The organism is Nitrospirota bacterium, assembly GCA_026387665.1.
Lineage (GTDB): Bacteria > Nitrospirota > Nitrospiria > Nitrospirales > Nitrospiraceae > Palsa-1315.
Genome location: JAPLLG010000013.1, coordinates 412,309 through 426,376, shown reverse-complemented (window position 1 = coordinate 426,376; position 14,068 = coordinate 412,309). Strand labels below are relative to the sequence as shown.

The 14,068-nt window shown below is 58.9% G+C and carries 9 protein-coding genes; 1 reads left to right on the top strand and 8 read right to left on the bottom strand.

Features of this window, described 5'->3' with window-relative positions:
- Nucleotides 1-5 precede the first annotated feature (5 nt).
- The gene (locus NT179_12760; protein MCX5722880.1) at nt 6-1,736 is read left to right on the top strand and encodes a glycosyltransferase family 39 protein; all 1,731 of its coding nucleotides are present in this window, start codon (nt 6-8) and stop codon (nt 1,734-1,736) included.
- Nucleotides 1,737-1,744: 8 nt separating this feature from the next.
- Here the strand turns inward: NT179_12760 and NT179_12755 are convergent, their stop codons facing one another.
- The 8 genes from NT179_12755 to NT179_12720 all read right to left on the bottom strand — a co-directional run bounded on the left by NT179_12755 (nt 1,745) and on the right by NT179_12720 (nt 14,057).
- The gene (locus NT179_12755) at nt 1,745-2,833 is read right to left on the bottom strand and encodes a phosphatase PAP2 family protein (GenBank protein ID MCX5722879.1); all 1,089 of its coding nucleotides are present in this window, start codon (nt 2,831-2,833) and stop codon (nt 1,745-1,747) included.
- Nucleotides 2,834-2,997: 164 nt separating this feature from the next.
- Nucleotides 2,998-4,119, bottom strand: coding sequence for a hypothetical protein (locus NT179_12750; protein ID MCX5722878.1), 1,122 nt, complete (start codon nt 4,117-4,119; stop codon nt 2,998-3,000).
- Entirely contained in the window at nt 4,097-6,244 is a 2,148-nt protein-coding gene (locus tag NT179_12745; protein MCX5722877.1) for a M1 family aminopeptidase, read from the bottom strand. The genes NT179_12750 and NT179_12745 overlap by 23 nt, the downstream gene beginning before the upstream one ends.
- Before the next feature lie 308 nt (nt 6,245-6,552).
- On the bottom strand, nt 6,553-7,494 hold the full coding sequence (gene ftsY, locus NT179_12740; protein ID MCX5722876.1) for a signal recognition particle-docking protein FtsY: 942 nt from the start codon (nt 7,492-7,494) through the stop codon (nt 6,553-6,555).
- A 4-nt stretch (nt 7,495-7,498) separates the two neighbouring features.
- On the bottom strand, nt 7,499-7,951 hold the full coding sequence (gene ybeY, locus NT179_12735; protein MCX5722875.1) for an rRNA maturation RNase YbeY: 453 nt from the start codon (nt 7,949-7,951) through the stop codon (nt 7,499-7,501).
- A gap of 11 nt (nt 7,952-7,962) precedes the next feature.
- Nucleotides 7,963-9,015, bottom strand: a complete 1,053-nt coding sequence (locus NT179_12730; GenBank protein ID MCX5722874.1) for a PhoH family protein — start codon at nt 9,013-9,015, stop codon at nt 7,963-7,965.
- A gap of 127 nt (nt 9,016-9,142) precedes the next feature.
- Complete coding sequence (locus NT179_12725) at nt 9,143-9,952, bottom strand: Ig domain-containing protein (protein ID MCX5722873.1); 810 nt, start codon at nt 9,950-9,952, stop codon at nt 9,143-9,145.
- A gap of 124 nt (nt 9,953-10,076) precedes the next feature.
- Entirely contained in the window at nt 10,077-14,057 is a 3,981-nt protein-coding gene (locus tag NT179_12720) for a hypothetical protein (protein MCX5722872.1), read from the bottom strand.
- Nucleotides 14,058-14,068 lie beyond the last annotated feature (11 nt).

Here is a 14,068-nt window from a genome sequence, read left to right as displayed (position 1 = left end):
ACCCTATGACCACGACCAGCCGCTCTCACCATGCCCTGCTGCTCCTCGCACTCCTGGCCCTGTCGGGGCTGCTGTTCTTCCTGGGACTCGGCGCCATGGGCTTGACCGACCGTGACGAAGGCCGGAACGCTGAGGCAGGACGGGAAATGTTCGAGTCGGGGGATCGCCTGACACCGACCTTCAACGGCGATCTGCGCGTGGCGAAACCGGTCTTTCTCTATTGGTTAATGGATCGGTCCTATCACCTGTTCGGCGTCAACGAGTTCGCTGCACGATTCCCCTCCGCCCTCTTCGGTGTCGGCTTGATCCTCCTCCACTACCTGTTTCTTGCGCACCAGCGCGATCGAACCGTCGCGCTCTTCGGCGCCCTGATGCTCTTGCTCAACCTGGAAATCCTCGGACTCGGGCGCATGGCGCTGACCGACAGTGTCCTGATTTTTTTCATCACAGCCGCTCTGTATGGATTCTGGCTCGGCCTGCATGGTGAAGGAGCCGTCCGCCGATGGATCTGGGCCTTCTATGTCGGCATGGCCCTCGCCACCCTGACGAAGGGACCGGTCGGGTTCGCCGTGCCCCTCATCGTGGCGGCGCTCTACCTGACCTGGACGCGCCGGTGGCGAGACTATTGGCAACAGGGCATTCCCCTGGCCGGCATAGCGCTGTTCATCCTGCTAGCCGCGCCCTGGTATGCCGCCATGTTTTACATCCATGGCGACGCCTATGCCTCTGGCGCCAAGGCCAATACGATCGGGCGATTCCTCAGCCCGATGGAAGGGCACCACGGGACTGTCTTCTTCTATCTCCCGGTCCTGCTCATCGGCTTCTTCCCCTGGAGCGCGCTCCTTCCCGTCCCGCTCTATCGCACGCTCAAAGACTGGTATCAGCTCCGTCGCGCCGGCACGCAGTCAGACTCCACGAGAGCGTCAGAGCTTGAACTCTTTGCAGCCCTCTGGGTCGTAGGCGTCTTTGTCTTTTTCACCGCCTCTTCGACCCGCCTGCCCCACTATATCGGGCCCTTGTTTCCTGCCGCGGCTCTCTTGACCGCCTCCTACTGGTCGCGCTGCCTGCAAGATCCGACCACGAAAGGGATTCGCGGTTCCATTCACCTTATGATGGGACTGGGTTATCTCCTGGCCATCGGCTTTGCCTGCCTCCCCACGCTTTACGCCAACTACGCCACCAAAATGGTGCGTGAATTTCCCTTGGCAGGACAGGTGGGGCTCGGCAGTGGTCCCTATCTGGCGACAGCCATTCTGTTACTCGGAATCACGTTAGTGGGCTATCTTGGATTGAACGAGGAGAGGCGCGGAGGAACGTTCTGGGCCGCGGGGGCGACCTTGGCCGGACTGGTCCTGATCGTCATCGTAATTACAACGCCTCACATCAACCGCTTTGTGATCGCGCCCCCACAAGAACTCGCCTACGCAGCAGGACTGAACCTGGAACCCCAGGATCAATTCATCGCCTATGGAGTGACAAGACCCTCGTCCGTCTTTTACGCGAAGCGCAAGACGCTCTTCGTGCCATTCGGGGAAGAGGACAAGATCAGGGCGGCGCTGAAGGAGCCGAGGCGAGTGATGATCCTACTACCGGAAAGCGCACAGGCGAAGTTGCCGGAAGAAGCAACCGGACTGGTTCCTCTGCTCAAACGCTACGGCTATGTATTGCTGGCCAACCAACCGATGGTGACGATTCCTGAAAATGCCCCGCAGCCGCCAACCATTTTCGGCCATTGAGCGGCCTGCTAGACCGTCACGAGACCCTTCAAAAGATAGCTCGCCACCAACACTAGCAGCACCGCCGCGACGAACAGACTCTCCCCCATGGCAGCCCGCAACCCCACTGGACTATCCTCCATAGGCTCGGCCTGAACATGGAGCCCCTCCAACCAATGGGCAGCACAGACAAACAGCGCCACGGTTGCAACAAACAGAGAACCGGTCGTCATCCCTAATCCCAAGCCCACAAGCGCGCGGGCCAGAGACCCGGACAGCCAAGCTGGACGCCATGACGATCGCACCCTCCACGCAACATGGCCTGCGAGTCCCGCCAGGGTAAGCACCCCGCCACCGCACACAAGCGATTGCGTGATCCAGCCCTTCGACGGAAGCTGCGTGACCGTCCAGACGAACGCGAACGTCACCACGAAAAATGGCGCGATCCGACACACAGCGGTTCTGACCGCTGTTCGCCATTCACGCCAGGGATGCACGGCGATCATCCCCATCACACAACCGAGAGCTGCCCCTCCTGCCACATCGGTCGGATAGTGAGACCCGCGGACGACCCGGCTCGCGGCAATAGCCACTGCCACAGCGAACAGGGGCCATCTCACCCGCGGAAACTTTGCGGCGAGCACGGTCGCGACCGCGAATGCTGCCGACGCATGGCCTGACGGAAACGAGTCCCACCCGCTCCCGCCAGCGGGAGAAAACTCAAAGTGGCCTGTATCGATGAACTTGGGCCTGGGTCGGCCAATGGTATGTTTTAACATCGTAGCAACCACCGCCACGAAACCATGCGCGATGAGACTCTGCCTGCCCGCGTCTTTCCACTGCTGGTGTTTGAATCCGTACCCGACCGCCAACAACACAAGACTCAGGAGCACCAGCGACTCCCCTTTGCCGAGGCGGTCGCCGAGATCGCTGAACAGAACCAGCCAGGGGTTAGGAACAGAAACGACTGGTGGATAGAACGAGTGGACGAACCGGGCGAGAGGCACATCCCTCTCAAACAGCCCCACAAACACGAGGAAGAGTGAACAGACGGAGAGAAACACGGCTGCAGCAGACGTAAATCGTGAGTCGTGAGTCGTCAATCGCGGGAGATCCATAAGAATTGGTCTGCACGTTGAACGATAATCGGCGTCAACAGGATGATCAAAAAGGCCGTCCAGCAAGGCCGCAGCCGACGAAAGCACCGGAGGCGTAGTCTCTGGGCTACGTTGAGGATGCTTTCGAGGCGAGAACGATGCTGGCGGACTTTTTCAGCATCCTGTTACGGCACCCAGTCGGCGAGGAAAACATTGAACTCACCAGGCGTCTTGGCCCCGCGATCCGACACCCAAACCAGGCTGGCGCCATTCGGCGAGAACATGGGGAAACTGTTGAACTGTCCGTCGAACGTGAGTCGCTCAAGAGTCTGGCCGTCCTCACCGATCGCGTAGAGATGCACACTTGCCTTGCTTCCTTCGGCTTTCGTTTCAATATTCGAGGAGAAGATGATCCTCTTGCCATCGTGGAAATAGGAGGGCGAGAAGTTCGAAGCCCCGTTCTTCGTGACCTGCCTTTTCCCGCTTCCATCCGCATTCATCACGAAAAGCTCTAGCTGCAGAGGCTCCACCATATTTTGCTTAAGCAGAGCCTGGTACATCTCAATCTCCGCCTGCTCGGTCGGATGCGACGCCCGGTAGACGATGCGTTTACTGTCCGGCGAAAAAAAGGCGCCGCCGTCGTAGCCGACCTCGTTCGTCAGCCTCCGAGCCCTCGACCCGTCGAGATTCATGGCATAGATATCCAGATCCCCGTCCTTGACGGAGGTCCAGACGATCGTCTTGCCGTCCGGCGAGACCGTTGCTTCCGCATCGTAGCCTGACGAAGAGGTCAGCCGCTGCATCTCCTGGCCGTCGAGGCGCACGGCATAGAGATCATAGTCGTCCAGGGCCCAGCGGTAGGCCCCCTTCGGCTTCAGCGGACAGTTCGGCCCGGTGGCATAGGTCGACGAATAGAGCACGCGGCGATCGCCAGGGAAGAAGAATCCGTCGGTCGTGGCGCCCGTGCCGGTGCTCACCAAGCGCACGGTGTCGCTTTCCAGGTCCATCACATACATTTGATAACAACTCAGCCCGGCATCGGCCGGCTTGAGCATGGCCGCATAGGTATCTTTCATCCAATTGTTCGTGGATTGAAAAATCAATTTGTTCCCGCTGAAAGAAAAGTAGGCTTCGGCATTCTGCCGGCCCACCGTCAACTGGCGAACGTTCTTCAGATGTCGCTCGGCCTGGTGAGCAGGAACCGGCCGCGCCTTTTGCGCAAGGCCCTCCGCTTGCCCCTGCTGCTCACAGAGCAGCAGACCGATCAGTCCGATCATGCACCACTTACCGAATGGGATTACTGACATCGAGACGCACCTCCGTACGATCGCTTGCGAGCGGCCACTCTCCACGAGTCGCGGCCGCTCCATCGTGAAACACAAGAACACTATTCCATCCGTAAAAAAAGAGCATCCGCGCCACTTTCGTCACGGCCTGTGGCGTGGCGCCATACAACACCGTCACGACGCTGCCGGGACGGTCGACCCGATGGCAACTGACCAGCAGGGCCAGCCCGGGCCCTTCGTGCGCCGCGCCCATCACGGTCACGCCCTTCTCATCCAGGGTCACGCGCGCGCCGCAATGTTTGACCAGGATCGGTTGAATCTTCGAACGGAACTCGGGGCCGCCCAATACTAACACCGAACCTTCCAGAGGCAACAGCCCATCGTGAGCCAGCGAAGCAATCGTGGTTCTCTCACCGAGCGGTTTCTGCTCTTCCTGAGCCTCGATGCGCAAGACTAGGTCTCCTAGCGGCGAGGGATGGCCCGGCTCATCCATGAAGGCCATCAACACCGATCGCCGCCGGTCTGTGACATAGTGATTGAGCACCGGCGGCAACGATTGCCGAGCAATCCGTCTGAAGGCCATGAAGTCAGGATCGAGCTCCAGCGAGACCGGTCGCGCTGGCACGGTCAGGGAAATCCTCTCGCTCAGCTCACGGAGCGGCACAATCATGACCTGCTCCCGGTCTCCCTCCAAGCGAATCAACAACGGAAGGGAAAGGCGAAAGGGCTTGCCCGATTGAACAATCGTGACCTCAAGCTGAAAGATCTGGCCTGGTGCCCCAGCCACAGGACGGGCGACGGCCTCCGACAACGATAATGCCGGCGCCCCTGCCTGCTCCACCCATTGCGTGAAAAACCACCGGAGATCCTGACGGCTCTCTTCTGCAAAGACCCGTTCGAGATCGCGCCACTCCGCATGGATGCCGCGATACTGCGCCACCAGAGTCTTCAGGGCCCGCCAGAATGGCTCTTCTCCCACCTCCTGACGCAGCGCATGAAACAGCATGGCAGATTTTTGATAGCCGATGGCATTGTCCTGCTCATCCTGTTTCTGCATAAACTGCCCGACCGGATAGTCCCGCTCAGGCGGCACATGGAGATTGTAGCCCTGCACCATGAGCCGGCGTTGCTCCCGCGCCTGCGCCCGATCTCCCGTCAGTTCGTGCCAGTAATAATTGGCCAGGTAGGTCGTCAGGCCCTCCACCCAATTCCCGCGATCGATGCGATTAAACACGCCGTTGCCGATCCAGGAATGCACGATCTCGTGGCCGAGTGCATAGGGCTGCACATAATGGCGCTTGATGACGCCGCTCCCCAGCAGGGTGAACGACGGCATGCCGAGTCCGCTCGCAAAAAAATTCTCCACCACGGCGAACTTCTCGAAGGGATAGGGACCCAATAGCGGAATGTAGGCCTCCAGATAGCGAGCGGTCGCATCGAGATATTCCTCTGCCAGATCCGCATCGTCGGGAAAGAGATAGGTCACAAGCTGAACCTTCTGACCGGTCAGGGCTGTCCAGTCTCGAACCGTGGCGACAAATCTATTCGCGACCAGCGTGACTGCCTCGCTCGGCTGTGCCACGGTCCATTCCGTCAGCACCATCTGATCGTTGAGACAGAGTCCGCTGGGGCAGGCGCGCGACTCGCCGGCCTTCCCCTGCGTCACAACGGTCCAGCCGGATGGCACGGCCACCAACAGGGTGTAGGTGCTGAGCGATTCCGGGACATCCGGATACCAACGGCTCTCGCTGCTCACATAGACGCCTTCCGGCCCGATATGTCCGGCCGTCTCGCTGGGCGTCACAAAGCGCAGATGGCGTGGATCGCGCGGTGGATCGTTGATGAGGCCATGGTACTGCACCTCCAGCGTCACCAGTCCGGCAGGCAGGACCCCAGCGGGAATGGCGATCTGCTGCGCCGACTCAGACGTGGAACCATGCTCGAGTTCAAACGGCAGATCGTATAGTGGAGCTTCCGTCACGACCGATTCCTCCACGAGTGTCATGTGGTCGATCTGAAGCGTAGAGGCGAGAGAGAAACGAATCGGAAACTGCGGCGATGGCACCTCAAGGGTCAAGCGGTCCTTGGCAATGAGCAGATGTTGCTCAGGGACGATCTGGACGAACAGATCATGATGTTTGATCACAACGTGCGGGGTGACCTGAGCTGCAGCGCTGGCTAGACCGAGAGCACTGTGACTGAAGAGTACGAGAAGAAAAAAGCAGGAAAAAGAGATAGACCTACTTCTAGTTGGCATTGAAAGGGTTTTAGCATTCGCGGCAGACGAGCACAAGCTGGATGGATATCTGGAGTAAAAACAGGAGACTCCCGCGGGATGCTCAAAAAGGCCGTCCAGCAAGGCCGCAGCGAGTGAAGGCCTGAGGCGTACCTGGAAGGTACGTTGAGGGTCTGAACGATGCGAGAACGATGCTGGCGGACTTTTTGAGCATCCCGCTAGACGGAGGAAGAGACCGCCGAGGTTCCGATCAGCGCATCCACAAAAGTTTCGCTCTGGAAATCCTGAAGATCCTCGACGGACTCCCCGACTCCGATCAGCCGCACCGGCAACTTGAGCTCCTCGGCGATCGCGACGACAATCCCTCCGCGAGCGGTGCCGTCGAGCTTCGTCAGGACTAAGCCGGTGACGCCGACCGTCTGATGGAATTGACGGGCTTGCGCCAACGCGTTCTGCCCGACTGTTGCGTCCAACACGAGGAGCACTTCGTGCGGCGCGCCGGGACATTCCTGCGCGATGACGCGCGTGATCTTGCGGAGTTCTTCCATGAGGTTCGATTTCGTATGGAGCCGGCCAGCCGTATCGATGAGGACCACGTCCACCTGCCTGGCCTTTGCGGCAGCGATTCCGTCGAACGCAACCGCAGCTGGGTCAGAGCCATGGCGGTGGCGAATCACGTCGACGCCGACCCGGTCGGCCCAGACTTGCAGTTGATCAATAGCAGCCGCGCGAAAGGTATCAGCTGCCACCAGCAAGGGCACCTTCCCTGCCTGCACGAGCCGTTGCGCAATCTTGGCAATCGTCGTGGTCTTGCCCACCCCGTTCACCCCCACAGCCAGGATGACGAAGGGTTTGGGCCCCTTCGCGAGCAGAGCCTCCAACGACAAGCCCTGCACCGGCGTCAGCACATCCAGCAACGTGTCGCGCAACGTGTGCTGGACCAGGCCTGTTTGCGAGGCATCGGTCCCTTGCAACTGTTTCTTAAGACGCTCCATCACGCGCTCCACAACGCGGGCGCCGAGATCGGAGGCGATGAGGGCTTCTTCGAACTCTTCCAGGAGGGCAGGATCTGCCGCACGGCCCAGCAGACGATCCAAGGACCCGCGCACGACATCGCGCGTTTTGGTCAGTCCCTCGCTCAATCGCTGCAGCCATCCCATAGATCTACTCGTGCTGCTTTCGATTTACTCGTTTCGGCATCGACCCGATCGACCGGAGAACCATCCGTTCACGACGCTGCATCCGGCGCGCTTCCTGCTCGCTCCGCTCATGGTCGTAACCACAGAGATGCAGAATGCCATGGACCAATAACACGGTGAGTTCTTCATCCAGCGATCGCCCTCCCTCTTTTGCTTGGCGAACTGCCGTCGGCACGGCAATCACCACGTCGCCCAGCAGTCCGGCTGAAGCATGGGGCGCCTCCCTCATCGCAAAGGCCAGCACGTCGGTCGTGCGAGCTTTCCCCCGATACCGATGATTGAGGCTCTTCATCCGCCGATCGCCCACGAACAGGATGCCCAATTCAGCCGACGACTCCCCGACAGATGAAAGAATCGCCCGCGCCTGTCGATCCAGGCGAGCCTGGTCGAACGTCACACGTCGAATCTGAATCTGCATATGGACTGGCATTAATGAGACTGGCCCCAGGAGTCCGTGAGCGGTGAAGAAGGAGTGGCAGGCTTCGGCGGTTTGCCGTGAGACGACATACGCCGTCCCGACGCGTTGGAAGACTGAGCGGAACCCTGATGCTGATCGTAGGCCTTGATGATGTCCTGTACCAATTTATGGCGGACGACGTCGCGCTCGTCGAAATAGACGAATTCGATCCCCTCGACGTCGCGCAAAATCTCCCGCACCTCGATCAGGCCGGAAACCCGCTCGGGCGGCAGATCCACCTGAGTGATATCGCCGGTAACGACAACCTTGGAATGGAACCCGAGCCTCGTGAGGAACATCTTCATTTGTTCTGCGGTCGCATTTTGCGCTTCGTCGAGGATAACGAACGAATCGTTCAACGTACGGCCTCGCATAAACCCGAGCGGCGCAATCTCGATGTCGCCCCGCTCGATTGCGCGCGTCGCCCGCTCCATGTCCATCATATCGAACAGCGCGTCGTACAGAGGGCGGAGATAGGGATTCACCTTGGCATACATATCTCCAGGCAAAAATCCGAGCTTCTCGCCCGCTTCAACCGCCGGTCGCGCCAGAATAATGCGACTCACTTCTTTCTTCATCAAGGCGCTCACCGCCATCGCCATCGCCAGATAGGTCTTGCCTGTGCCGGCCGGACCGATGCCGATCACGATGTCGTGCGTCTCGATCGCTTCAATATAGGCTTTTTGCGTCGGCGTTTTCGGCGCGACGAATCGTTTCTTGGTGACAATCGCGGCGGAACTGGACAGGAGTTCTTTGATCGGGGTCTCGGGACTATGCCGGAGCGCGCTCAAGGCGTGGGTAATGTCCTCAGGCTGAAGCACCATGCCCTCGTTGGCCAGAGAGGCCAATTCTGTGAGGATACGTTCGGCATGGCGGGTCGCGTCTGGCGTACCGTCGAGGGTGAGTTCTTCGCCGCGCGCCGAGAGGCGCACGCCAAGGTCATCCTCGATCAGCTTGAGGTGCCGGTCGTGGTGACCGAAAAGGACGGCGGTGTTGGTGCCTTCTCGTAGTTTAAGTTTGCGCACGCGTAATGAGCGGGGCCTCTCCTTAATAAGAATGTGCCCATTCTAACAAACCGGGAAAAGCCGTGACAAGGGAAAGGAATAAGGCAGGCAAGCAAGGGAATCTTAGCCCCCCTGATTTCGACGAAATCTATCTCGCAAGCGTCACGTCAAACTCTTGGAAGGCCGTCCCTCCCTGACTATCTTCGGCCACCACCCGAACTTTGTAGGTGCCGGTGAGTTCTGGCGCGACGAGCCACACAATACGGCCCGTATCCGCCTCGATCGTCATCCCGGGAGGAGCCGTCTCAAGCCGATAGCGAATACGGTCCCCTTCCGGATCGATGGCTTTGACGGCATACTCATAACGCTCCCTGCCGACCGGAGCGGAAGGAGTCGACAGGATCGCCGGGGGACTGTTGCCCAGCACGAGCGGTTTCGATTTTATCGGTTTCCCAACGGCCGCCCGGTCTCGCGGCGTCACCTCAACCGTCACAATATCCATTCGAGCGAAACCCGTGGTATCGAGAACGGCTCCTTCCCCCTCCTGGGCAACCGTGGCGTTGCGCCACCAACGAAAGGACAGTTCAATGTTATCGCGGTCCGGATCCGCTACCTCTACGAACGCTTCGAGCCTGTCCCCTGGCTTAGCCGGCTGAGGCCGCACTGAGAGAGATGAGATGATCGGAGGGGTGTTGATGACCGCGACCTCGGCGGTGCGATAGATCGCGCCGCGCTCCTTACCATCATCTGGAACAAGCTCCACACTGACCCGGTCTCCTTTTTTGAGAAGATCGGGCGGCAGGGTCGAATCAGTCTGCCCTTGCAAAGGATTGCCATTCACCACCCACTGATGGTGAAAGGTCAATGCATCACGGTCCTGATCCTCAGCATGGATCTGTACGAAAATCGGCGCAGCCAGCACGAGGGGGGACGGAGCAACGGTGGCCTCATGAATCACCGGAAGGTGATTCCCTGACAGGCCTGAACCGCTGCCTCCCTCGGAGGATGATTCAGCGGTGCAGGCGGCGGTTATCACGCCCAGGGCAAAAAGGAACAGATATGCAGATTGACGCCTCTTCACATTATTCTCGCTGGTTAATCCAGGCGATATAGCGGCTGCGCACTGAGTTCGCCAAGTTTGTGCAGGGCTGGACGATCGTGCTGGAACTCGTATTAATAAAGCCCATCGCCCCGCCTTGGCAGCCGCTGCCGTTGCCGCTACCGCCGCTGCCGCTGCCCTGGCCGCCAAGCTGGATGGCCATCTGGGCGGCCAATCCACTGCCGAGACTCATGGATCGATTGACGGTCTGGTTACTGCCAGATGCCGTCGTGCCGATAATCGACTCCGTATAGGCGCTCCCCGTCAAATAGAACAGCGCGTACAGATTACTCGTCCCCGAAGAGCTACAGATATCGTCGTTCGGAATAAACGTGGGGAAGAAGACGATTCCTCCCACGAGCGTAGGATTCACCAAAACACGCTCACGGGCCGCAGGGAGCATGGTATACCACCCGTCCTTACTCTGCACTAACCCGATCAACGAGGTGGTCCCCGTGCCGGTAAAAGTGGTCACACCGGTCACACCAGTCACCTGGCTGGTTGCCCCGCCACACGTTCCGACGCTCAGGACGCAGACCTGCGCGCTTGAGACGTTCACCAGATCATTGTCGAGACAATTCGTGGTGGTACTCTGGGTGCAGGTTGCACCGGCCACAGAGTCCTTCACTCCGAAAAAGGACTGGGTGTCTGAGTTGGTCTTGTCGACTGTACTGTAGTAGCGGCCCGTGCCGAAGAAGACCCAGACCTTCCCTGTATCATCGAGCGTCGACGTCGGCGAGGACACGATCGGACCCATATTGCGGATCGTGCCGCTGGGCGGGAAGGTATCGAGCACTTCCGTCGGGACGCGGTTGGCGCCAGACGCAATTCCCCATGTGGCAGTCGAACAAGGCGCCGCAGCACAGGCCCCCATCGTCAGCCGGTACATCTTGCCCGACCAGGATCCACGACCGCTGTCGGTCGGATCGATCGTGCGCCCCACATAGACCGTATCGGATCGATAGTCTAAATTCTTATCCACGGTAATGAGATCCGCCATAAACGAATTCCATGTGCCGGCCGCCATCGTCGTCACCAGACTGTTGCCAGCCCCCGGCCCTGCCACAAGATCGACCGAGTAGAGCTTGGCGCCTTGCCCGGCCTCTCCTCCGTAGCCTGTGGCGCCGGAGCCGAACACGACAGACCATTTGGCGTTGGTATTGTCCGTCTTCGTATCGGCGGCGGGACTGGTCCGCACAATCGAAGGATAACTGGTAGAGAGCCCGAGGGCTGATGAACTGAAGGACCACAGCAGTTTTGGCGCAACTTCCGGGTCTGTGATGTCCAGCACGAAATAGGCCGTATAGAAGTTACGATTCGTCCCGCTGATGTTCACGGTCATCGTCGGTGCGCCGGTCGAGGCCGCGCAGGCTCCGCAACTTCCGCCCATGCGAAATCCACCGATCAGGATCGTGCCCCAGCCATTGGGATGGGACGACGACTGCCCGTTGATACAGCCTGTCGTAACCCCGGTCGTGGAGTCGCAGAAGATCTTCACGTCGGTCACCTTCGGCTTGAGGTCGACGTAATAGACATGGGTATAGTCGGCCTGAGTCAGCCACTTCAGCTGGGGAAGCAACTGATAGGGAATGAAACCCCAGAGCTCGTCACCCAATGTTTGGCCGCTTGTATTGTCCGTCGGGTTTTTGGTGAACCAGCCATGCTCGACGGCTGAGCCAGTGGAGGGGTCGTCCCCTCGATGATAGAACCCGCCGTTGAAGGCATGCATCATCCCGTCGTTCGAACCCAGGTAGGCCACCAGGCGGCGGTTCTTGTACTGTTGAAAGAACGCCGTGTAGGTGGAATCGCCGTACAATAAGTCAAACCGTTCTTTCGGCGGCCCGATCACCGTCGGCGTGGAATGGATCGGATCTCCGTATTTCCACACGGCAAGCGTGGCTCCCACAGTCAATTGCCGGTCGCGCAGACCGCTGACCTGGGTGCCGCGAATGAAGTTGATGATATTGTCGGCCGTATAGGGAGCTGCGCCGGCCCTGAGGTAAGGACTCAAGGTGGCGGAATTAGCTGTGGTGAACGGGAGCTGCTCCCCCGCATCGACCAAGCCGTTATTATTGAGATCCACCCAGGTGAGTACCGTTCGATTCGCCGGATCGGTCAAGGCCAGACGTTTGCCTGCCTCCCAGACCGGCTTCATATCGCGCAACCCGATCGATTCATAAGCGGTTGCGCTGTCGGCCTTCCCGTCGCCGTTGTTGTCGTGATAGCGATCGACGAACACGGTATTGGTCGCCACGTCGAATCTGGTCCGCACGATCTTATCGTCGGTGTAGACCAGCCGCCCGTCGGCGTTGGTGTCCTCACGAAGATTCCCGTAGGTGTCCAGGAAGAGGCCCTGGGTATAGCCAGTCCATTTAACATCCCTGATCCCTTCGTAGGTGAGGGGATAGAAAAACGATTGGTACAGCGACCCGTCGCCGGTCGATGAAGTCGCGAGCACCGAGACGGCTGTTCCGGAGGCGCTGCGCTGGAGAATGCTGGTGATGGCGGAAAGGAGTTTGTCCCGGAGGTCGTCGGCATCGGCCGATTCGAAATAAGTGTCAGGAAGGCCGTCTGCGCCCTGCGCGCCGGTATAATTGTTCACCTTGTCATATTCTTCGACTAAGTCCGGCTGATTGTTCCCGTTTCGGTCTTCAAATCCCCCGGTCTTGGCCGTTGTTTGTAAGATCTCCCGCCCGATCGCCTCACCGAACGCATAAAACGTATAGACCGTCACATTCTGGAACCCGGCCAAATCCTTTCCTGCCTCATTGAGCACCGGCAAAGTCGTCTGGCGAAGATCCGTCGTATGGGCGTAATAGGCCACGTCATCCAGATAATGTTTGCCGCTGGAGGCATAATCGGTCTTATGCCCAGCGCAGGTGGTCGTCGTCGTGCTGGTACAGTGCGCGGCGTGATAGGAATGGGCATAGTCCTGCAAGCTCGCAGGAACGTTCGTGTCCTGCGTCGGCTCACCATCGGTAAAGATCATGACGAAGCTTTTACAGCAAGTCACATAGTTGCCTGGCGGAGTAGAGCTCCAATCGGGAGACTTGAAATAATAGGGATCGCGGCTGGTGACATTGTAGGAATAGTCCGAGTTGGTATAGGCCGGAGCAAGCTGCGCGAAATAACGCGTAGCCTCATAGAGTGATTCAGCCAGGGGCGTGTAGGTTGAAGCAGTGGTAGATTCGATGGCATTGACCAGGGAAGTAATATTGCCGCCGATATCCGCTAAAACCTTTCCACCGTCACCGGCGCCCTTGAACTCCATCAGGCCAAACCGGGCCTTACTTCCCACCGCCTGAATGATCCCATCAGGCTCCGCCGCAATCTCAGCCTTGAGTGTGTAAGAGGTAGACGAGCCCCCGCAACCGGAAGCTCGCACAAGCAGGTTACTGCCAGACCGGCTGTAACACTTGTTCCCCGTATAGGGACTGACGCCAGTCGAGGAAACAGTGTCGATGGAATTTGACGGGCTTGACTCGAGAACCAACGTCCCCCCCGGATAACAGGTACCGTTCACCGCTCGAGGTGCGCATTTGCCACCCATCATGACCCACTTCGTGATCTCGATCCTGGTCATCGTCAGATAGTTCAAGAAACTACCCAGCCAGGGAGCCCCGGCGCTGCAAGGGTCTCCACTTGCAGCCTTATCGGCTCCAGGAGTGAATTTATTGGATCCGTAGCTGTAGCACTTCGTGGGTGCGAAATAACCGTTGTAGTCTTTGCTCGAATTGTACGCTTCGGCGTTGTCATGATAGGCTGAGCTGTCCATACTGCCGGAGTTGTCCATCAGTAATAAAACGTTCGGAGGCACCGCGTCGGCGATGAACGGTGGAGTGGACGTGTAATCCGCCATCGCCTGCGCCTTGACTTCCAATGGGAAACAAAGCGGCATCATCCCCAGCACACAGAGTCCTGGCCAAATAATTGTCGCACCAAAATTGGTGTATCGTGTTTTCATAATTGTACTTT

Excerpts from the sequence above, each read along its gene's own strand:
- NT179_12760 (MCX5722880.1), top strand. The coding sequence starts at position 6 with ATGACCACGACCAGCCGCTCTCACCATGCCCTGCTGCTCCTCGCACTC.
- NT179_12755 (MCX5722879.1), bottom strand. The coding sequence starts at position 2,833 with ATGGATCTCCCGCGATTGACGACTCACGACTCACGATTTACGTCTGCT.
- NT179_12750 (MCX5722878.1), bottom strand. The coding sequence starts at position 4,119 with ATGTCAGTAATCCCATTCGGTAAGTGGTGCATGATCGGACTGATCGGT.
- ftsY (MCX5722876.1), bottom strand. The coding sequence starts at position 7,494 with ATGGGATGGCTGCAGCGATTGAGCGAGGGACTGACCAAAACGCGCGAT.
- ybeY (MCX5722875.1), bottom strand. The coding sequence starts at position 7,951 with ATGCAGATTCAGATTCGACGTGTGACGTTCGACCAGGCTCGCCTGGAT.
- NT179_12720 (MCX5722872.1), bottom strand. The coding sequence starts at position 14,057 with ATGAAAACACGATACACCAATTTTGGTGCGACAATTATTTGGCCAGGA.